This window comes from Treponema sp. SP13, assembly GCF_050938355.1.
Classification (GTDB): domain Bacteria; phylum Spirochaetota; class Spirochaetia; order Treponematales; family Treponemataceae; genus Treponema_D; species Treponema_D socranskii.
The window spans coordinates 357,157-378,189 of record NZ_JADOVM010000001.1; the positions used below are offsets into that span (position 1 = coordinate 357,157).

Sequence of the window (21,033 nt, forward strand, 5' to 3'; positions counted from 1 at the left end):
TTGTTAAAGAAACCCATAATTTTGTGAAATTATATAAAAAATCTGTTCGAATTTTCTTGACAGGTGATTTTTCTGTGGTATAATTTTTACTGCAATCCTTATAAGCTACTTTTATTCGTTTTTTCCTTAATTAGGAGGATGTTCGTACGTAGCTTGTTTTTGTCCGAAAATTACGAATTTCTTTGCAATATATTTTACAATTTTCCAGGAGGCAATTATGAAAAAATCGGTGCTTTTAGGATGCATGTTTTTCGTATTTTCCGCTGCATTATTTGCACTGGGCGAATCGGACGTTTCGAAACAAGACAGCGGCCCGGTTAAGCTGACATTGTGGCATCGCTGGTCGGGCGCAAACAGCGACTATCTTGCACAAGTCGTCCGAGCGTTCGAGGCAAAAAATAAAAACATTAAAATCGATATTATCGCAAAGCCCGGCGAATATATGCAGCTTTTGCAATCCATGGTTGCGGATATAGCGGCCGGAAATCAGCCTCCCGATTTATTTATCGGAGGATATAATCTCCTCGACTATATCGCAACGGAATTACAGCCGACGGAATTGAAAAATTTGGCTCCGAACGAAACGGCTCTTTCGGAACTGCGAGCGCGATTCGATAAACCAGTATACGATATTACGAATATCAATGGAAAACAAATCGGTCTGCCGTTCGCGCTTTCAAATATCGTCTTGTACGTAAACATGGATATTTTTAAAGCGGCGGGATTAAGCGAACGCGACATCCCCGCAACATGGGATGAAGTTATACGTGTCGGAAAAATTATCAAAGCAAAAACTGATAAAATGCCGATCGCCATCCAGCTTCCCGATACATGGGCGGACTGCAGCCTCATCTATTCTGCGGGAGGACGGATCAAGTCTGCAGACAACAAACGCATCGACTTAACAAATACGGGGGCAATACAAGCGCTCACGATGTGGCAAACTCTTTACCAAGAGGGTCTTTCTCCTGTCGAAACGGACGCGGAAAGCGAATCCGGCTTTGCTGCGGGCAACCTTGCGATGCGTCCGACAACGATCATGAAAATCAACGGATATCTTTCACAGGCAAATTTCGATCTTCGTACGGCAAAAATGCCGAGCTTTGCGGGAAAAACAAATAAACTCGCAGCCGGAGGCGCGGCCGTCATCACGTTTGCGAAAGATAAAACAAAAAAAGATGCGGTATGGCAATTTATGAATTTCGTCGCATCAAAAGAAGGAATGGATATCTTTACGAAGACGGGGTACCTCTGCGTTACCAAAGACGTCGTCGCAAAGACAAAATATCAGGAAGTCGCTTACGAGCAAGAACCGCTTGCAATGATATGGCCGAACTGGCCGGGCGGGGCTGCAGGAATGGAAATCGAACGGCTGTATCTTAACGCCCGCAACAAGATCGTGCTTCAAAATGCACCGGTTGAATCGACGCTGAAAGCGTTGGAAACGGAATGCAATAAACTCTTGGCAAGGTAGATACGATTATATTTTTAAGGAGTTGTTATATGAGAAAATTATTAAATGTACTGATATGTTTATCAGTATTATCTGCAGCCGTGTTCGCAACCGGCAATCCGGATGCCGCCGCAAACGGCAACACGATTCAGCTGACGCTGTGGCACAGATGGTCGGGAGGGCACAGCGACAGGCTCAATGAGGTCGTAAAAGCGTTCGAAGAAAAAAATCCCGACATCAAAATAACCGTCGTTGCAAAGCCCGGCGAATATATGCCGCTCTTGCAGTCACTGGTCGCAAATCTTGCCGCAGGAAATCAACCGCCCGATATGTTTGTCGGCGGATACAACTTACTCAACTATATAACGACGGAATTACAGCCTGTAGAATTAAAAGACTTGGCGCCGAGCGCTGCGGCTCTCGCTGAAGTCGAATCTCGGTTTAATAAATCAATCTATAACACGACCAACGTTAACGGAAAACATGTCGGTATGCCTTTTGCCCTGTCAAATATAGTCATGTTCGTGAACATGGATATATTTAAAGCCGCAGGGTTGACCGAAGCGGATATTCCGACAACATGGGATGAAGTAATGCGAGTCGGAAAAATCATAAAATCGAAAACGAAAAAATATCCGATCGCAATTCAAATGCCCGATACATGGCCGGACTTCAATCTCATCTATTCCGCCGGCGGCACCATCAAAACGCGTGACGATAAAAAAGTCAATTTCACCAATGCCGGCGCTATAGAAGCGCTGACGATGTGGCAAAACTTATACAAAGAAGGTCTTGTTCCGATAGAAACGGATGCGGAATTCGAATCCGACTTTGCGGCCGGCAATATCGCCATGCGTCCTACATCCTGCATGAAAGGTGCTGGATACGCCGCTCAAGCAAATTTCGATTTGCGATGTGTAAAATTTCCTTCCTTTACGGGGAAGTCGAATAAACTCGCAGCCGGAGGCGCGGCAATCATTTCCTTTACAAAAGATAAAACGAAAAGAAATGCCGTATGGAAATTTCTTGACTTCGCGGTATCGAAAGAAAGCATGAACATATTTACGAAAACGGGATATCTTTCCGTTACAAATGCCGATGTTAAAAAAACTCCGCTGCAGGCTGCAGCGTATGAACAAGCGTCAAATATGATCATGTGGCCGAACTGGCCGGGCGGCGCCACAGGGATGGAAATCGAACGTTTATACTACAATACGAGGAATACCATTATTCTGGAAGGTGCACCCGTTGCACCCTCATTAAAAAAACTCGAAGAAGATTGCAATAAATTATTATAGAGCAAAACAATAAAAAGAGCTGTATGCCGTTTTATCGACACAGCTCTTTTTGTCTATAAAAAAAACCTTAGACACCGAGGAAACTATTTATGGGTAATAATTTTTACCGTGACAAAAACGAATATGCCATTTCTACATATCTGTTTGAAAACTGGGATCTGGAAAGCGCTCTGCATTCGGTTGCAGCGCACGGTTTTAATTCCGTAGAATTGTGGGCAGACGAATCGCACCATGTCGATCCGCGCAGTTTAGCCGATGAACATAAAGTCCGCGCTTTATTAAAAGAATACAATATCCGCGTACATTCCATTCATACTCCGTTCCGAAAGTTCAGACCTTTCGACAGCATCGAAGAAGCAAGAGCGCATAGAATAAACGTAAAAAAAGCCTCTATCGATTTTTGCGGCCGATTTGAAATTCCTATCGCCGTCATCCATGCCTGCGACCGAAAGGAATACAATGCCTCAAAAGCCGATATCCCTTATCTGCATGATGCATTAACGGAACTTGCGGATTATGCGCATAAGCAGGGCGTAAAACTTGCCCTCGAAAATATTCCGAGCGGTAAAAACAAAGATGACGAAGTGCTCTGTACATTGATAAATCAGCATGCGTTATTCGGCGATATCAAGAATTTATATTTTTGTCTCGATATCGGGCATGTTACAATTACGAGCAACGATATGCAAAAAGAAATCGAAACGGTAGAGCCGGAACGCCTCATCACATTCCATATACATAATAATGACGGAAAGAGCGACAGTCACAGGCTTCCCGACGACGGTATAATCGATTGGCCGAAATGGCACGATATGATACGCAATAGAGGTTTCAAAGATCAATTTGTTTTTGAAATTTGTGAATACGGAAATCCGTTTGCAAAGATGGATGCCATCAGCGCTTTATTCAAAGAGTAAAATTCGTATGACAAAACAAAAAAAATCAAAGACTGCAATGCGGCAACAAATAAAAATGAATATATATTTTTTGTTGTATGTTCTTCCCGCTCTCTTTGTATTTCTCTTATTTAAATGGTGGCCGATCATCTACAGCTTTTTCCTCAGTTTTGAAAAATGGAATTTTATCGGCGCAAAACATTTTGTCGGCCTCAACAATTACGCACGTATGTTTACGCATCAAAGTTTTGCAAAAGCATTCGGCAATACGTTTATCTACATCGCGGAAATGTTTCCGTTTTTTGTAATATTCCCGCTGCTGTTTGCGCTGTTTCTCACTTATATTAAAAATAAAAAACTGCAATCGACGTTTCGCGCCATGCTTTTTATTCCGACCGTTTTAGCGTTTTCCATCGTATGTCTCGTATGGATGTGGATGTATAATCCGACTTTCGGCGTATTTAACAATATTTTAGCGCAATGCGGAATTCCGAAAATAAGCTGGCTTACGGACACTCGCTTTGTGATACCGTCTATAGTGACGGTCACCGGCTGGAAGATACTCGGTTCCAATTTGATTTTGTACGCGGCGGGCTTGATGATGATAAGCGATGAATACATTGAAGCCGCAACGATAGACGGCGCATCGCAGTGGACAATCTTTTGGAAAATCAAATGGCCGCTTCTCGGTTCGACGACGATTTACAATATCATCACCGCCATCAATTATTCTACCGACAAAGCCTTTATCCCGATTAATATATTGACTCAAGGCGGGCCGAATGAAGCGTCGACCAATTTGGCGCACATGATTTACGTATTCGGTTTTAACTTTTTCAATATCGGCCTCGCTTCGGCAGCTGCCATATTCACTTCGATTCTCTTTTTAATTATCACCGGTCTTATGATGAAATATGCGGGAGGATTCGGATATTATGAAAACTGAACACAAAAAATTAACGGTCGGGCACATTGGCTTAATCATATTTATGGTGTTTCTTGTAATCTGCAATATCTTTCCCATATTGTGGATGTTCAGTTCCGCATTTAAATTACCGAATGAATTGTTTACAAATGAAATTCACATTATTCCGAGATATCCGACATTAAATAATATGAAGACGGTTTTCTTCGAATATGATTTTTTTGAATGGCTGCACAATACCCTTGTTTCAACCGCATGGATAGGCGTCGGACAGATCGCCGTCTCCGTACTCGCTGCATTCGGTCTTATCTATTACAAAACGAAATTCAATAAAGCGGTATTCCTAATTTTAATAACGACGATGGTCATTCCTTTCCAAGTAACGATGATACCTAACTATATCATCATAAGCAAATTCCGCTTATTAAATACGATGACGGCCGTGGTAGTTCCCGCACTCGCATCTGCCGCCGCGTTTTTCTTTATCTATCAGCATTTTCGCGGCGTCCCCGTCGCATTTTATGAAGCGGCGAAAGTAGAAGGCGCAAATTCATTTTGGATTTTTTCCAGGGTTGTCATCCCCCTCTGCAAAAGTTCGATTTCATCGATGTTCATATTGTGCTGCATTGACGGCTGGAATCAATATTTTTGGCCATTGCTCGTTTTAACGTCATCAAAAAAACAAACCCTCGCCATAGGTTTGCAGCAATTTCTCGATTTTGAAATGGGAAACAACTGGGGGCCTTTTATGGCGACGGCGACATTGGCATCGCTGCCGATCATCATCATTTACCTATTCATGCAGAGAAATATTATAGACGCATTTATGTCGTCGGGATTGAAAGGATAAGGTACTGCCGAAGCTGAAGTTTTCGGAAGTACCCGGGTATTTTATTCGTGTGGAGGGTTCAATACCCTGACGCTCTGCGTCGGGGTTGTTGATTGCGGAACGATCTTTCGATAAAAAATTGTTCCGCAAATTTTCCCCGCCCGTCTATCTTTATCTTTGAACCGTTCGTGCCTTATCCCGCAATACGCTCGGCGACGAGCTCGCCCATCTTTTTCGTGCCGGCAAGTTTTCCCGCAGCTTTTACCGCCGAAATATCTCCCGCGATGTCTCCGGTGCGCCAGCCTTCGTCGAGCACGCTTTCGACGGCAGTCTCGATCGCGCGCGCTTCGGTTTCCGCGTGAAAGCTGTAGCGCAAAAGCATCGCTGCGGACAAAATAGTTGCAAGCGGATTCGCCGCATCTTTACCCGCAATGTCGGGCGCGGATCCGTGAATCGGTTCGTAGAGTCCCGGCCCGCTTCCGTCGCCGAGTGACGCGGATGCGAGCATACCGATGGAACCGGTGATTTGGCTCGCTTCGTCGCTTAAAATATCGCCGAACATATTGCTCGTCGCGATGACGTCGAACTGCTTCGGGTTTCGCACGAGCTGCATCGCCGCGTTGTCGATATACATATAGCCGAGCGAAACGTCGGGATAATCGCCTTTGACGCTTTCCGTAACTTTGCGCCACAGTCGGCTCGTGTTGAGGATATTCGCTTTATCGACGACCGTGAGCACTTTCCGCCGCTTTTGCGCCGCTTCAAAGCCGAGCCGCACGATGCGTTCTATTTCATGCCACGAATACGTTTCCGTATCCCATGCGCTCTTTCCGTCCTCCGACGTACCCCGCTCGCCGAAATAGATGCCGCCGGTCAATTCACGCACGATGAGGATGTCGATCCCGTCGCCGGAATCTTTGAGCGGACAGGCTTCCTTGAGTTGTTTGAACATGACGGCGGGACGGAGGTTCGCGTACACTTTCATGCCGCCCCGTAAACCGAGGAGCGCTTTTTCGGGACGCATTTCAGGCGCGACGTTGTCCCACTTCGGCCCGCCGACGGCTCCGAGCAGCACCGCATCGGATGCAAGGCAGATATCGAGCTGGTCTTTCGGAAGCGGATTTTGCCGGCTGTCGATCGCTTCTCCTCCCGCAACGACATTTTTATATACAAACTCGTGTCCGTATTTTTTTGCGACGGCGTCAAGCACGCGCACCGCTTCCGCTACGACGTCCGGTCCGATTCCGTCGCCGGGAATAAGAGCAATCGTCTTTTTCATATTTACCTCATATCATTTTTCGAAAATGTTTTTCGATATCTTTTATCAATTTATATTCGAACGAATCGACGAGGGCAAGCCACGAGGCTTCCATGATATCCGCCGAAACGCCGACCGTCGTCCACAAATCGCTTCCGTCGGTGCTTTCGATGAGGACTCTCACGCGCGCTGCGGTCGCGGACTTTCCGTCGATGACGCGGACTTTAAAATCGGTGAGCCGGATCTTTTTTACTGCGGGATAAAATTTTTCGAGCGCGCGGCGGAGCGCGATATCGAGCGCGTTGACGGGGCCGTCGCCTTCGCCCGCACTCACCGCGATCTGTCCGTCGACTTCAACTTTAATCTGCGCGCACGCGTTGACTCCCTTTTCGGGCCTCGGATTGATGCCGCTCGTCTGATAATAATGCAGCGTAAAAAACGGCTGGTATTTTCCGATCGTTTTGCGCACGAGCAGTTCGAAACTTCCGTCGGCTCCTTCAAACTGGTAGCCTTCGAATTCGAGCTCTTTCATTTTTTTAATAATTTCCAAAACGACCGGATCGTCTTTTTGAATCGCCGGATCGAATTTTTTAATCTTTTCGATGATCATGCTGCGCCCGGCAACTTCGCTCATGAGGAACACGCGTGAGTTTCCGACGCTTTCGGGGGCGATGTGTTCGTACGCGTCGGGATTTTTGATAACCGCATCGATGTGCATGCCCGCTTTGTGCGCAAACGCGTTCGCACCGACGTAGGGAAGCTGCGGATTCAGGGCGATATTCGCGATTTCGGCTACTCGCCGCGCAATCGGTGTAAGCGATTTCAGCTTTTCGTCCGGAAGACAGGTATAGCCCATCTTCAACTGCAAGTCGGCGATGATGGTCGCAAGGTTTGCGTTTCCCGTGCGTTCTCCGAAACCGAGAAGCGTTCCCTGCACGTGGCGGGCTCCCGCTTCGACCGCGACGAGCGAGTTCGCAACGGCAAGCCCCGAATCGTCGTGCGTGTGGATACCGACAAGGGCTTCGCGTCCGAAATGCGCACACACATCGGCAACCGCTTTTTTGCATTCGCCGATGAGGCAGCCGCCCGTCGTTTCGCAAAGCGTGAGTACACCGGCTCCCCCTTCGATCGCAGCTTTGAGCGTTTTCAGCGCATAGTCTCTATCGTACCGGTAGCCGGTAAAAAAATGTTCGGCATCGTAGATGACACGGCGGTTGTTTTTCGTTAAAAATGCGCACGTATCGCGGATCATCGAAAGGTTTTCTTCGAGCGTCGTTTTAATAATATCGACGACGTGGAATGTCCACGACTTTCCGAATATGACGACGTCTTCCGTCTCCGCCGCCAAAAGGCTTTGTACGTTTACGTCTTCCGCGCACGAAATATCTTTTCTGCGCGTCGCGCCGAAAGCGCAGAGCTTTGCGTTTGCAAGCGGCGTTTTTTTTATCTCCTGAAAGAATTCCATGTCTTTCGGATTCGAGCCGGGGTTCCCCGCTTCGATATACGCGACACCGAGTTCGTCGAGCGCGTGCACGATGTGAATTTTATCCTGAACCGAAAGACTGATCCCTTCTCCCTGCGCGCCGTCGCGCAGCGTCGAATCGAGGATATCGACCCTAGTATTTGAACGCATATCGATAGTTATAATGGAAACGGCGGATAATGGGAAGTGCGGGATTGTCGTGTCGGAGATACACACGGCGCGTAAAGCCCCGAAAAAAATACCGCAAAAAAACACGCAGGCCGCCGCTCGTATCGTTCGGGAAAGCAATCAAAAGAGCTGCAACAAGTAACAATGCCCCGACCGCTAAAAGAGGTATCGATTTTCCGATCACATGAGTTTTTTCAGCATCGAAACGAGGCGGCCTTTTTCGATCAAGTCGATGGGACGGCCTTCGGAAAATTTGTGCGCACCTTCGGTAAACGCACCCGCCGTGATGCAAAAGCCTTTGTCGCATTTCATGTCGCGGAGCTTTGCGTGAAAATCGCGCACATACAATTCGCCGATCGCTCCGGTGCTGCGATAAAATCGAAACATCTCCGAATCTTCCCAGCGCGGCGTATCGACGGTACAGAGGATTTCGACGAACTCCTGCGTCACCGCAGCGTCTTCGATCTTTACCGTCGCATCGGAATAATACGAAGCGACGAAACGGCGGCACAGAGCGACGAAATCGCCCGTCGGCGACATGAGATAGGTTTGCAAATTCGCGTTCGTATTGAGTTCCTGATAGCGCTGGATCAGGGCGGGCACGTCTTTATAGCCCGGCACTGTATCCTGTATCGTTTTGAGATGCGCGAGCGCCTTACCGATATTTTTTTGCGCGAGACACACATTCGCAAGCCGATAGCGCAGCGTCGTCTGCAGATCGAGGGGAACCTCTTCGAGCTTCAAACCGATTTCATAATCCTGCTCGGCAAGCTGATATTGATTTATATGTTCGTGAATCAAACCCGCCGAAAGACAGGACCGGGCGCCGTACTGCGGATCCGGGCGCAAGTGCATAAACACTTTGAGCGCTTTATCGCCGTAGCCCGTTTTGTCCATCGCCGTCGCGATCGCAAAAAGCGCGTCTTTGTCCGTCGGGTTTTCATCGAGCACGCGGCGCAAAAAAGGAATGCTTTCACGATAGTGCTGCGATTTAAAATACGAAAGCCCGAGCGGTTCGTCCGTTTCCTCCGCTTCGGGGTTGATGGAGCGTGCTTTCCGCAGACACAGGATTGCTTTTTCGTATTCGTTTTTTTGATACATGAGCCGTCCGAGATAAAAGTTCGCATCGAAATTGTCGGGTTCGAATTTGCATGCGGACAAAAGTCCTCGTTCGGCGTCTTCGAATTTATTGCTGTGAAACGCCGAGATGCCCTGCCGGCAGGCGATTTTTCCCGCATCGATTTCGACATGCGTCGGTATCAAGTCGAAGAGGAGATTGTAAAGCGGGAACGCTTTATCCCAATTCCGCTCGTCGTAATACAGCTCTCCGAGCGTCAAGAGCGCCTGCACGTTGCGGGGATCGCGCGCGAGCTTTTTCGAGCATTCGCGGATGACGAGGCGTCTACCTTTTTGTCTGCCTCCCGTTCCTTCTCCCCGTACCGCTGCGGAACGAAGCGCTACAATGAGAGAAGCGACGACGGCCGCAGAAACGATTACTATTAAAATCGATATCGCTGCATCCATGTGTTAACGATTCGTCTCCCGTTTTTTCCGAAGCTCCGTTACCAGTTCCGCGATTCGCGAAACGGCAATCTTTATTTTATTAATATCGGTCGCATAACAGCATCTGATAAATCCTTCGCCGCCCTTTCCGAAACAGGTTCCCGGCACGACCGCCACTTGATAATTTTCAATAAGCTGCGTCGCAAATTCTTCGCTCGTCAAACCCGTCGAACGGATATCGGGAAAAAGATAAAATGCCCCCTCGCCTTCCGTACACGGAAGGGACATATCGCAAAACGCTTTATACATGAGGTTCCGCCGCTGCTCGTAGCTCCGGCGCATCCTCTCGACTTCGTTCCATCCGTTTTTCAAGCCTTCGATCGCCGCGTATTGACTCATGATCGGAGCGCAGATCGTGGAATACTGGTGCAGCTTGCACACTTGTTTTGTCAATTCCGCATTTGCGGCGAGATAGCCGATGCGCCATCCCGTCATCGCAAAGGATTTCGAAAATCCGTTGATGATGACCGCGTAATCTTTCATGCCGGGAAAGCTGCCGATCGAAACGTGCTTGCGTCCGTCGTATACGAGCTCTCCGTAAATTTCATCGCTAATACACCAGAGCTTGTGCGCTTTGACGACTTCCGCGATTTTTGCAAGTTCGTCGCTCGGGATCATGCGTCCCGTCGGATTCGACGGAGAACACAGCATGAGCGCTTTTGTGTGTTCGGTGACCGCGCTTTCGATTTTTTCCGCCGTCGGAATGAATTCCGTTTCGCTCGTGTCCAAGTGAACGAGGGTTGCGCCGCACTGTTCGGAAAGCGGCTGATACGAAACGTAGCACGGCTCGCACACGATAATTTCATCGCCGGGATTTAAGACGGAACGGAGCACCGCGTCAACCGCTTCCGAGCCGCCGATCGTCGCGATGATTTCGTTTTTCGGACTGTAGTACATGCCGTAGCGCGCAAGATAGCGCGCGATCTCTTCACGCAGTTCGAGAAGCCCCCAATTCGACGTATACGAAGTCTGCCCCTTTTCGAGATGATAAAACGCTTCTTCGCGGAGCTGCCACGGCGTCGGGAAATCGGGCTCGCCGACACCGAGAGAAATGATATCGTCGCGGCCGATTATTAAATCGAAAAATTTGCGGATGCCCGACGGAGGAGTTGCGAGAATTTTTTTGGAAAAGCGGTCGTCGCGCGTGTTCATCAGGCGGTTACTCCTTCACGGCCGTCGCGATCCTGCTCAACGTAGACGATATCGTTTTCTTTATATGTCTTTAAAATAAAATGCGTTTTCGTCGAACGCACGCCTTCGATCGTCGAAAGTTTGCTCGCGACGAAGAGCGCGACTTCTTTCAGCGTATCGCCTTCGATGATCACTTTGAGATCGTAGCCGCCGCTCATGAGGTAGAGCGACTTTACCTGCGGAAAGCGCCATATTCTGTCGGCGATCGCATCGAAGCCCCTCTCGCGCTCGGGCGTAACCTGTATTTCGATTTCTGCGTGTACGCGGTCTTTGAATTCGCCGTCTTTTTCAGGATTGATAATCGCCGCATACTTCATGATGACGCCGCCGTCTTCGAGTTTTTTGATGACGGCGCGCACTTCGTCTTCCGTCTTTCGCGTCATCGCGGAAATGTCTTCGACGGAAAGGCGCGCATTTTCACGCAGCAAATCGAGAATCTCTTCGGAAATATCCATACTTACGGCTCCTTACACTATAGTATATCAGTATACCATATTTGAAAGAACCTTACAATTGAGCGGATCGAGAGCGAAAACGCGACTGACTGATAGACTAAATGCGGAAAAATACATATACTGATACAAACGTGTAAAAGAGTGTTTGACTTCTAAAGGAGTTCTTGCGAATGAGCAAAAAAATTACCGTTTCTCTTTCCTTTGAAAAATCGGAGGCAAGCGCATGACCGGTGCAACAGACAAAAAACGATTTTCGATCCGTAAAAAATTAATTATTATTTTCGGACTGCTGATAGCAGTCGTGTTGGTCGGGGAAAGCGTCTTTGCGATTCGTTCAACGCGCAAAGTCGTAACCGACCGCGTTCAAACGCATCTCACGGATAAAGCCGTCGACGTTGCGGAGATTATCGACGGGAGAATCAAAGCGTGGTTCCAATTCATTGAAGGTATTGCGCGGACGCCACTGCTGCGCGATCCGTCGGTTCCCGTCTCGGATAAAATTAAAATACTGCAAGGGGAAGCCACGCGCAATTCCAAAATAATAGAATTGGATATAACGGACGTAAACGGGTATCGCCGTACCGCTTCGGGCAAAACGATTTTCGTCGCAGACAGAGAATGGTTTATACAGGCGCGGAACGGAAAGCCGTTTATCTCCGAGCCGTTCCTTTCCCGTTCGGATAACAAATTCGTTACCGTCTTCGCAGTGCCTCTCAGAGACGACAACAATGCCGTTTCCGGCGTACTTGCCTGTTCCATCGGAGGTGAGGCACTCTCCGATATCATAGACGATATAAAAGTCGGGGAAACGGGTAACTGCTATGTTTTAGGAACGACCGGCAATACAATCGCCGATGTAGATCGGGAATACGTACAATCACTATACAATGCCGTTGAAGCGGCAAAAACGGATCCGAGTCTTGCATCGTTTGCAGCACTTGAAAAGCTCGCTGTGGAATCGGAAACTCCCGGAATCGGCTATTATACGTACGACGGTACGAAAAAAATAGCCGGATACGCAAAGAGTAAATTAGCCGATTGGACGGTGGTCTTAAAAGCTCCGTACAACGAGTTTATGGGAACCGTCAACACGCTGAGTCTTACGATGGATTTTATCGGACTGACTGTTTTAATTCTGACTCTGGCGACTATATATTTTGTTGCACGAAAAATGGTGCAGCCCGTTCAAAATGTCGGTGCGGCATTAAAAAATATTGCGCAGGGAGACGGCGATCTGACGGTGCGTTTGGAAATCACCGGCAACGATGAAGTGACGGAATTGTCGGTATACTTTAATCAAACGATCGAAAAAATCGGTTACACGATACAGTCGATCGGAGAAAATACCGGTACGATGAAATCGGTCGGCAACGAGCTTGCATCCAATATGACCGAAACCGCGGGCGCCGTCCAGGAAATAAGCGCAAATATCGACGGTGTAAAACAGCAGGCGCTGACGCAGGCGGCAAGCGTTACCGAAACGGCGGCTACCATCGAAGAGATTATCAGAACGATCAAACAGCTGAACAACAGCATCGAAGCGCAAGCGGCGAGCGTCGCGCAGTCTTCCGCCGCCATAGAAGAGATGGTCGCAAATATCGCTTCCATCGGGCAGACGCTCGACCGAACCGGCGGCGTGATTAAAGATCTCACTTCGGCAACCGGAGAAGGAAAAGACACGCTCGTCAATTCAAACGGTATCACGCAGCAGATTACGGAAGAATCGGGCAGCCTCATGGAGGCTTCAAGCGTTATCCAGCACATCGCGAGCCAGACGAACCTCCTTGCGATGAACGCCGCGATCGAAGCGGCACATGCGGGAGAAGCGGGAAAAGGCTTCGCCGTCGTCGCCGACGAAATCCGAAAGCTCGCGGAAGATTCGGCGGCTCAAGGCAAGACGATAACGGCGACGCTGAAATCGCTCGGCAACGAAATCGGAACACTCGCATCATCTTCCAAAATAGTCGAAGAAAAATTCAATATTATTTTTACGCTGTCCGAAGAAGTAAAATCGATGAGCGACCGCCTCACGGAAGCGATGCGCGAACAGGAAAACGGCAGCAAAGAAGTGCTCGCTGCGATCAAAGACATCAATTCGGTGACGACGGAAGTACAAGCCGGATCGGAAGAGATGCTCAAAGGCGGTGAGCAGGTCGCAGAGGAAATGCGTAAGCTTGACGATTTGACGCGCATCATCACCGACAGCATGAACGAAATGGCTTCAGGTGCGACGCAGATCAACAACGCCATACAGGACGTCAATTCGCTGACGCAAAAAAATAAAACAAGCATCGAAAGCCTTGCAGCCGAAGTCGGCAAGTTTAAAGTCTGACATCGGATGCACGATGATTCAAAGGGGCTGTCGAAAAAGTAACCGACTTTTGAGACAGCCCTTTTTATTTTAAGAATCATTCGCCGTCGGTTTACAGCGTTTCGATCACATCGCAAAGAGCGCACATCTGGTCGGGGGTACCGATCGTCATGCGGAGAAAATCTTCTATACCTTTCGTTGCAAAGCGGCGGACGAGGATGCCGCGCTCTTTTATGCGGCAGTACGCATCTTCTCCCGAAAGCCCCGCTTTGCGCGCGAAGACGAAATTCGTTACGGAGGGGATGCAGTCCCAACCGTGTGCGACGAGGAACGCCGAAAATTTTTCCCGCTCGTCTGCGATCTTTTTTGCACATTCGGCATAGTACGCGTCGTTTTCGCATGCAGCGATGCCCGCGATTTGAGAAGCGGCGTCGATCGGAAAATGATTGAGCGAATTTTTTACCGTCGTCACCGCCTGCACGAGTTCGGGAGACGCGACGATGTAGCCGAGCCGCATGCCGGCTCCGCAAAAGCTTTTGCTGAACGTACGCACGACGACCAAATTGGGAAAGTCGGCAAGCAGCGGTATGCAGCTTTCACCGCCGAAATCGACATAAGCTTCGTCGATGACGAAAACCCGCCCAGGGTTTGTCTCTTCAAGCATGGCACGCACTTCGTTCCGTAAAAGAGAACGCCCCGTCGGCGCGTTCGGATTTGCAAATATGATTCCCGAATCGTTGATTTTTTCGCGTGCGATCATAGTGCGCGTATCGAGCGTCCAATCGCTTTTAAGTTTGACAAAGTCGAGCGGAATATCGTAAAAGCCGCCGTATACCGGATAAAAGCTGTACGAAAATTCGGGAGTGACGAGTTTCGCATCGGAATCGAAAAACGCGTAAAACACAAACGAAAGCACTTCATCGCTCCCGTTGCCGGTGTAGATCATATCGGGCGTTACCGTAAACGGGATCATGTCCGCTTCCGACGGACGGCAGTGCTCACCTTCGGGAACGGTGCGAGCGAGCACACCGCCCGTTCTGTTGAGCATAGCGGCGATCGCCTCTCGCAGACGACGTGCATCGGGGTCGGGATAAAGCGCAAGTTTTTCCGGATGATTTTTAATAAAATCGATGAGGGCGGAGATGACGTGCGGACTCGGCGGATACGGGTTTTCGTTCGCGTTGAGTTTGATGTAGGCTTTGTCCGAAGGCTGTTCGCCGGGCACATAAGGATGCAGCTGCGCCATTCGTTTTGCATTCATAGTATCGGTATTGTAATCACAGGACGCAGGAAAAACAAGGGGACATTCGCGCGTTTTTACATGTGCCCGCATACGATTTCGGAGTTTTTTCAAAAAGATTTCGGTACGCCGGACAGCTGCCCGCAAATTATATCGCAAATCGCCTGTAAAAATTGTGAAAATATGTTATAATAATAATAATAAGATGTCGAGACATCCTACAAAAGTTTTCAGAGGAGGTTTATGATGACTGTAAACAAGATGAACCCTGTACATTTGTATAGGGGGGGGGGGGGAGCTCGGTAAAACCCTTTTAAAAAAAGTACCGATTACAGCGGGCGTTTTGCTTTTTGCCGCAGCGCTCGTTTTTACAAGCTGCTCCAACGGCAGCGATTCGGGAGGCGGCACTCCGCCCACGTCGTTCGCCGTAACCTTCGGCGTAGACGGCGGCAACGGTACGATCAAAGCGACGGTCGGCGGTACCGAAATCAATTCTGGCGATACGGTCGAACAGGGCAAAATCGTCGAGTTTACCGCAATGCCGGACAATCCCGCACAGTACAACGTGGACTTTTGGTCGGTAGACACAGGTACCTTTGAAGCGGGAACGGGAGCAAGTGAGAGCACGATCGCAAAGATAAAGGTAGTGCAGCCGGTAACCGTAACGGTAAAGTTCAAACTTAAAACCGTACCGCCCGTGCAAATGTACAAGGTAGAGCTTGACTACACTATAGGCGGCAATGTAAAAGTAACGCCTGCACTGAGCGATGACGGCATGGCAGCCGAAAACACCGAGCTTACCTTTACGGCAACGCCGCTCGGAGGCTACATTCTTGAAAAGTGGGAACTTAACGGCACAGAAGTAAACGGCACAGCGCTTACCTACACGCTCAAAGTTACGGCAAACGCACAGGTTAAGGTATTCTTTAAACGGAAGGCCGGGGTGTTTCCTGTCCTGCACACGGCTACGCTTACCCCGCCGGTACACGGCAGAGTAACGACCGTTCCAGAGCTTCCAAACCCGCCCAATGTGCCCTATGGCAGCGAAATTACCTTTAAGGCAGTACCTGATGCAGGCTATGCGGTGAATAAGTGGACGGTTTCGGCGGGCTCATTTTTACTAGGCGGCACCGACGGAAGCACGAGCGCGACGCTTAAAATCACTGAAGACGTTACCGTAACCGTAACCTTTAAGCAGGTACTGTGTAAAATCGATTTCGGCGTGGACGGCGGAAACGGCACGCTTACAGCAAAAGTTGACGGCACCGAAATCAGTTCGGGCGATACGGTCGAACACGGCAAAACCGTAATCTTTACGGCAACGCCTGCCGGTTCGAGCTGTGAAGTGGAACAATGGACGAACAACGGAACGCCCATCGCCGCGGCGGGAACAAACGCAACCTACAACCACACCGTAACGGCAGCGGCAAACATCAAAGTAAAGTTTAAAAGTACCTATACCGGTCCTGCACTCACTCTGGATACGCGGAACTTTACCAAAGAAAAGGGACAAAGCTTTACCTACACGCTTGTAACATCGGGTTCGGGCAGCTACACGGCAACGCCTGAAACGGCGGGCATCATCACGCTGAATACGGCGAACTTGAACAATTACGGCAATATTACGGTAACGTGCAGCAATGCCGGCTCAACGCGCATAAAGGTAACCGACACGGTAAGCGGACAAACCGCCCTTTCAGGTACCATTACCGTAAAACCTTCCGTCGTCATACTCGACTACTTTGAAGAAGGCGGCGTGCGTTACCACGTAACGGACAAAACCGCCGGAGCGGAAAAGGTGAGTGTAACCGCTTTTACAAGTAATTCATTCTGGACGGAGTACACAGGAACATCGCTTACCATACCCAAAGAAGTTACCCACGGCGGCGTAACCTACACGGTAAGGGGCATAGAGCGCCCCGACTTTTGGGGAGCTACGCTGCAAAGCGTAACGGTCGCATCCGATAACGCCTACCTTTCTTCCCAAGACGGTGTTATCTTTAACAAAGATAAAACCGTACTGTTAGGCTATCTGCCGGGTAAACCGGACGCTTCTTACACCGTTCCTGCAAGCGTAACAAAATTGGGAAAGGCTTCTTTCAGCAAGATTCCCGCAATCACTTCCGTTACGCTGCCAAACGGCTTAAAGCGTATTGAAGACTTTGTGTTTAACGACTGTCCCAACCTTGCAACGCTTAACCTGCCGGCTTCGCTGGAATATATCGGCGACTTTTCAATTAGAGGCCTAAAAGTGAGCTCGATGGTTATACCGGAAAACATAACGGACCTTCGCACTTCTATGCTTGCCGCTTGCCCCGAATTGACGTCGGTCGAGCTCCCCTCAACGCTTACCCAAATATGGATATATGCCTTGTCGTCCGATCCTAAACTGAAGACGGTAACGTGCAAAGCGGCAAAGCCGCCGGCTATTCCGGCAGGCGCCTACGTGTTTAAAAACGTACCCCTCGCATCCGCAACGCTCCGCGTCCCCGCCGGCTCCAAAGCACTCTACCAAGCCGCAGAAGGCTGGGAAGACTTCGGCACGATTGTGGGGTTTTAATTCCCGGGGAGTTGTTATGGAAAAGTCTTTGGATTGAGACAATTCAATCCGAAACAGAATAAACTCTTTAAGCGGACAAGACGTCCGCTTAAAGATAAAATCTGCGCGGGGAACTTCGCGCTCCGCGCTCGTTGCAAGGTTGCGCGGGGGTGTCGCCCTGCCACGGAAATCAATTTTTACCTAAAAGGCCGGATGTCGAGCTTCACAGCAAATACTATTACAGTTTTTTGATTTCCGCTTCCGAGAGACCGGTCATCCGCTGTATAAAATCGACAGAACAGCTTTCTCGCTGCATCAGCTTTGCCGTCTCTCGTGCTTTTTGATGAGCTCCCGTGACGATACCGTCGCGTCTGCCTTGTAAGAGTCCGTCTCTCCTGCCTTTGCGTATTCCCGTAGCAACGCCCCGCTCAAAGCCGATCTTTTCACCCAGCTGTAAACTTTCTCTGCGTAAGTCATCTTCATGAATATTCAACGACATATACCAGCTCCTGAACTTTTCGTTCCGTTTCGCTTTTTCGACAAGCTCATCGATGTGCTGTGTAAAACCGCTCGTCGCCCGCCTCTTGCAAAGATACTCCAACAAAGCGCTCAATTCAGACTCATCTTCTTTACCGTAGGCACCCACATTATAAAATACTTTATACGATTTGTCATCAAGAAAAATACCGTCGTCTTCACCGCATACGTTGCGAAACGTATACACGGGTAAGCCTTTGCCGAAGGGATCCTGCGTACAGATAAAGATGACATAGCTCTCTTTCAGTTCGGCATAGCTTTGTCCTCTCAAGAGGTTATCGACATCCATAAGGCTTTGATAATAGCGCGTACGTTTGGGAAGAGAAGGCGGAATCGACGTTTGTATTTCGATATCGAAAACGCGATCGGGGTCTGAGACATAGACGTCAAGGCGTATACCTTTGCTTTCGTAAAAGGGTGCTATCGTTTTTTGCAGGGAGGGATATTCGATTTTACCGACTTTGATGTGTAATAAGCGCTCCAATACGCCTTTACAAATTCTTTTGTTTTTCATGACCGTGCCGAACATAAAGTCGTCGGTAAAGGAGAGTTCGTCGACGGGTTTATGGGTATATTCCATAGCTGCACCTTCGATTGTTGAGATAGCGCGGCAAGGAAGCCGCTGATCTATATATCGTTTACAAAGTTATAAATTACGCGGTTTTTTATGAAAATAAACGGGAATACCGTTTCCTGCGCGGGGAACTTCGCGCTCCGCGCTCGTTGCAAGGTTGCGCGGGGGTGTCGCCCTGCCCCTATACTTGATTTTCCAGTATCGATGTAAAAATTCAGTAAAATTTCAATAAATCGTGTTGCCGAAAAACAGCTTCTTTGATATACTAAAAATTATGTCGGCGATAACGAATTTCGGTACGCTTCTCCGGTCGTATGCGAATAAACAAAATTCCGCATTTGTCAATCTGCGCGATTTTTGCGATTATATAAAAAAATATGCGGAACACTATATCGAAGAAGAGCCCGGCTTGTCCGTCTACCTCGGCAATACGGAAGATACGGTTATCGCGGAATTGCAAACGCTTGAAGCAAAACATCTCGTGTCCATGTTGGAGCGGGACGGCGACAAACAGATCGTCATCGTCATCATGTACTATACGGTCAGGTTTGCGCAGCGCTATAAAGAGCTTGCGTTTAATCCTGCCGTACCGTTTCCGACGCTGAGCGATTTGCCGAAACAGCTTTCGTCGGACGCGCTGGAAAAAAAGCCGGCATCGGATTTGCTTGCCGCTCTGTTTGCAAAGCAGGATTTGAAATCGCCGAAGTTATACATCGTGCAGCTTCCCCGCAACGTGCCTTCCATTTTGTTTCCCGAATGCGTGCCCGTACAGATGCTCACCGATGCGGCACTGTCGAAGATCCGTGCGATGCTCAAAAAAGAAGAATATCACGATTATTTTTTTAAAAAACTGCGCAACGCAAATCCCGGAAAAGAGATTTCGATAAAGACGTTTTTTGAACAGTTTGTAACGAGACAGGACAGCGCGGCGCAGCTGCTGGAATCGTCTGCGAGTTCGTTTTATTCGTGGAGCCAATTGTGCTATTTTATCAGACAGGATTTTGAAAAAGTAAAGGATACGACGCTGGAAGATACGAATCTTCTGCAGGCGGTTTCCATCGCGGAATTGCACCTTTTGCTGCTGAAAAACAAAGTGCAGGAACAGCAGCAAAAAAACGAAGCGCTCGAATTGCTCGAAGCGGCTCTCGATAAACCGCCGTATTTTTATCCGATGAGCGCGATCGTCAAGATAACCGATACGAGGGGCGTGCCGCTCAGCAATCGCTATAGCGACGACGATTTGAAAAAATTTCTTGAGCGGCTTACGACCGAAAGCAAAGACGGGGATCTGCCGCGCCTGCTTGTATTTAAGGTCGATTCCGGTACGAGATACTTTGTCTATAAGTCGAAAGTGTTTCCGCTTATCATACGGCTGTGCAACGAAGCGCACAGCGTTATCAAACAGAATCTCACGAACAAATGGTATAAGGCGCTTAAAAATTTTGAAAAGCTTCCCGAAATGCACGACAAGCAGCGTTTCGAGTCGGTACTTAAAACGCAGGTTGAAAAAACGTCTCCCGTTTTGTATGCGCTGCTCAACACTAACTTTTTGACGCTGCTCGACGTCGAACTGCAAAACGGGAGCGGAGGCGGAAACTTCCGTCTCTTTTCAAACGGACGGCTCTTGCCGTACGCCGAATTGCTCATGATCGGCAATGCAACGGTGCTCGCAAACGCAAAGATATTGCTGCCGTTTTGGTATTCCATTCCGGTCGTTTCGCAGATTATCGGATTTTTTATGCGCGGTCCGAAAAAGAAAAAAAGCGAAGAAGCGGTTGAAGAAGTAAAAGATACGCATTCGACAAACAAAAACATTCGCCCCGCGACCAAGCGTGAAGCGATCATCCAGGCCGCAAAAACGGTCGAAAACGATCTCGTCCCCGAAGGCTCAACGGTTGACCGCGAACTCGATTCATACTGCAAACAGTGGAATAAACTGATATCGCCGGATGCGCACCGCCAGCTCACCGAAGACGTCAATTCCCTAATCCGCGGCTATATGCGCAGAGTTATCCATACGATTTCGGCTCAAACGTTTACGGTCGAGCGCGTGCGGAGCCTTGCGGAATCGCTGATTAAAACGCCGAATATGCAAAAGATCACGGAACAGGAATCACTGTTTATGTACGTGCAGTTGTATATTCTGCGCCTCATCAGCAACGGTTAGCCGATATCGCGGCGCGATCCGTCGGCAGCCGGCAATTCGTTTGTCATTGAACCGACGAATATATATTTCAAAAAGCGATTGCTTATCTATTTCTATTACAAAAACGAGCATAATAAAATAGTCATCCTCTTATGCGGCGGTGATAA

15 protein-coding genes are annotated in these 21,033 nt (G+C 48.7%); 8 read left to right on the plus strand and 7 right to left on the minus strand.

The window, feature by feature from the left end:
- Nucleotides 1-217 precede the first annotated feature (217 nt).
- From IZU26_RS01620 to IZU26_RS01640, 5 genes are all read left to right on the plus strand, one after another.
- A complete protein-coding gene (locus tag IZU26_RS01620) occupies nucleotides 218-1,474 on the plus strand; it encodes an extracellular solute-binding protein (RefSeq protein ID WP_433276255.1) in 1,257 nt (418 codons plus the stop codon).
- A gap of 29 nt (nucleotides 1,475-1,503) precedes the next feature.
- Nucleotides 1,504-2,751: an extracellular solute-binding protein gene (locus IZU26_RS01625; protein WP_021330129.1), complete on the plus strand. Its 1,248-nt coding sequence runs from the start codon at nucleotides 1,504-1,506 to the stop codon at nucleotides 2,749-2,751.
- 89 nt (nucleotides 2,752-2,840) lie between these two features.
- Nucleotides 2,841-3,668, plus strand: coding sequence for a sugar phosphate isomerase/epimerase family protein (locus IZU26_RS01630; RefSeq protein WP_021330118.1), 828 nt, complete (start codon nucleotides 2,841-2,843; stop codon nucleotides 3,666-3,668).
- A 55-nt stretch (nucleotides 3,669-3,723) separates the two neighbouring features.
- Nucleotides 3,724-4,593, plus strand: a complete 870-nt coding sequence (locus tag IZU26_RS01635) for a carbohydrate ABC transporter permease (protein ID WP_433276257.1) — start codon at nucleotides 3,724-3,726, stop codon at nucleotides 4,591-4,593.
- Entirely contained in the window at nucleotides 4,583-5,422 is an 840-nt protein-coding gene (locus IZU26_RS01640; protein ID WP_021330112.1) for a carbohydrate ABC transporter permease, read from the plus strand. The genes IZU26_RS01635 and IZU26_RS01640 overlap by 11 nt, the downstream gene beginning before the upstream one ends.
- A gap of 172 nt (nucleotides 5,423-5,594) precedes the next feature.
- Here IZU26_RS01640 and leuB read toward each other — a convergent pair whose 3' ends face one another.
- The 5 genes from leuB to IZU26_RS01665 form a co-directional block, all read right to left on the minus strand.
- Nucleotides 5,595-6,680, minus strand: coding sequence for a 3-isopropylmalate dehydrogenase (gene leuB / locus IZU26_RS01645; RefSeq protein WP_021495715.1), 1,086 nt, complete (start codon nucleotides 6,678-6,680; stop codon nucleotides 5,595-5,597).
- A gap of 7 nt (nucleotides 6,681-6,687) precedes the next feature.
- Entirely contained in the window at nucleotides 6,688-8,292 is a 1,605-nt protein-coding gene (gene cimA / locus IZU26_RS01650) for a citramalate synthase (protein ID WP_433276260.1), read from the minus strand.
- Between the two features lie 198 nt (nucleotides 8,293-8,490).
- The gene (locus IZU26_RS01655) at nucleotides 8,491-9,834 is read right to left on the minus strand and encodes a tetratricopeptide repeat protein (RefSeq protein ID WP_433276262.1); all 1,344 of its coding nucleotides are present in this window, start codon (nucleotides 9,832-9,834) and stop codon (nucleotides 8,491-8,493) included.
- A gap of 3 nt (nucleotides 9,835-9,837) precedes the next feature.
- Nucleotides 9,838-11,025 carry a pyridoxal phosphate-dependent aminotransferase gene (locus IZU26_RS01660; protein WP_021330124.1) on the minus strand — a complete coding sequence of 396 codons (1,188 nt, stop codon included), beginning with the start codon at nucleotides 11,023-11,025 and terminating at the stop codon, nucleotides 9,838-9,840.
- Complete coding sequence (locus tag IZU26_RS01665; protein ID WP_021330123.1) at nucleotides 11,025-11,519, minus strand: Lrp/AsnC family transcriptional regulator; 495 nt, start codon at nucleotides 11,517-11,519, stop codon at nucleotides 11,025-11,027. Before IZU26_RS01665 ends, IZU26_RS01660 begins: the two co-directional genes overlap by 1 nt.
- A gap of 223 nt (nucleotides 11,520-11,742) precedes the next feature.
- Here IZU26_RS01665 and IZU26_RS01670 point away from each other — a divergent pair, with 223 nt between their 5' ends.
- The gene (locus IZU26_RS01670) at nucleotides 11,743-13,851 is read left to right on the plus strand and encodes a methyl-accepting chemotaxis protein (RefSeq protein WP_021330117.1); all 2,109 of its coding nucleotides are present in this window, start codon (nucleotides 11,743-11,745) and stop codon (nucleotides 13,849-13,851) included.
- Nucleotides 13,852-13,942: 91 nt separating this feature from the next.
- Here IZU26_RS01670 and IZU26_RS01675 read toward each other — a convergent pair whose 3' ends face one another.
- Nucleotides 13,943-15,091 (minus strand): pyridoxal phosphate-dependent aminotransferase, encoded by a 1,149-nt coding sequence (locus tag IZU26_RS01675; protein ID WP_433276264.1) that lies wholly within the window; start codon nucleotides 15,089-15,091, stop codon nucleotides 13,943-13,945.
- A 322-nt stretch (nucleotides 15,092-15,413) separates the two neighbouring features.
- On the opposite strand from IZU26_RS01675, the gene IZU26_RS01680 reads away from it, so the two are divergent.
- Nucleotides 15,414-17,630 (plus strand): InlB B-repeat-containing protein, encoded by a 2,217-nt coding sequence (locus IZU26_RS01680; protein ID WP_433276266.1) that lies wholly within the window; start codon nucleotides 15,414-15,416, stop codon nucleotides 17,628-17,630.
- Nucleotides 17,631-17,847: 217 nt separating this feature from the next.
- On the opposite strand, the gene IZU26_RS01685 is transcribed toward IZU26_RS01680, so the two are convergent.
- Nucleotides 17,848-18,726, minus strand: a complete 879-nt coding sequence (locus IZU26_RS01685; protein WP_433276268.1) for an Rpn family recombination-promoting nuclease/putative transposase — start codon at nucleotides 18,724-18,726, stop codon at nucleotides 17,848-17,850.
- 268 nt (nucleotides 18,727-18,994) lie between these two features.
- Here IZU26_RS01685 and IZU26_RS01690 point away from each other — a divergent pair, with 268 nt between their 5' ends.
- A complete protein-coding gene (locus tag IZU26_RS01690) occupies nucleotides 18,995-20,887 on the plus strand; it encodes a hypothetical protein (RefSeq protein WP_021330580.1) in 1,893 nt (630 codons plus the stop codon).
- Nucleotides 20,888-21,033 lie beyond the last annotated feature (146 nt).

Bases quoted from the DNA above. Each gene is read 5' to 3' on its own strand.
- IZU26_RS01620 (WP_433276255.1), top strand. From the start codon at position 218: ATGAAAAAATCGGTGCTTTTAGGATGCATGTTTTTCGTATTTTCCGCT.
- IZU26_RS01625 (WP_021330129.1), top strand. From the start codon at position 1,504: ATGAGAAAATTATTAAATGTACTGATATGTTTATCAGTATTATCTGCA.
- IZU26_RS01630 (WP_021330118.1), top strand. From the start codon at position 2,841: ATGGGTAATAATTTTTACCGTGACAAAAACGAATATGCCATTTCTACA.
- IZU26_RS01635 (WP_433276257.1), top strand. From the start codon at position 3,724: ATGAATATATATTTTTTGTTGTATGTTCTTCCCGCTCTCTTTGTATTT.
- IZU26_RS01640 (WP_021330112.1), top strand. From the start codon at position 4,583: ATGAAAACTGAACACAAAAAATTAACGGTCGGGCACATTGGCTTAATC.
- leuB (WP_021495715.1), bottom strand. From the start codon at position 6,680: ATGAAAAAGACGATTGCTCTTATTCCCGGCGACGGAATCGGACCGGAC.
- cimA (WP_433276260.1), bottom strand. From the start codon at position 8,292: ATGCGTTCAAATACTAGGGTCGATATCCTCGATTCGACGCTGCGCGAC.
- IZU26_RS01655 (WP_433276262.1), bottom strand. From the start codon at position 9,834: ATGGATGCAGCGATATCGATTTTAATAGTAATCGTTTCTGCGGCCGTC.
- IZU26_RS01660 (WP_021330124.1), bottom strand. From the start codon at position 11,025: ATGAACACGCGCGACGACCGCTTTTCCAAAAAAATTCTCGCAACTCCT.
- IZU26_RS01665 (WP_021330123.1), bottom strand. From the start codon at position 11,519: ATGGATATTTCCGAAGAGATTCTCGATTTGCTGCGTGAAAATGCGCGC.
- IZU26_RS01670 (WP_021330117.1), top strand. From the start codon at position 11,743: ATGACCGGTGCAACAGACAAAAAACGATTTTCGATCCGTAAAAAATTA.
- IZU26_RS01675 (WP_433276264.1), bottom strand. From the start codon at position 15,091: ATGAATGCAAAACGAATGGCGCAGCTGCATCCTTATGTGCCCGGCGAA.
- IZU26_RS01685 (WP_433276268.1), bottom strand. From the start codon at position 18,726: ATGGAATATACCCATAAACCCGTCGACGAACTCTCCTTTACCGACGAC.
- IZU26_RS01690 (WP_021330580.1), top strand. From the start codon at position 18,995: ATGTCGGCGATAACGAATTTCGGTACGCTTCTCCGGTCGTATGCGAAT.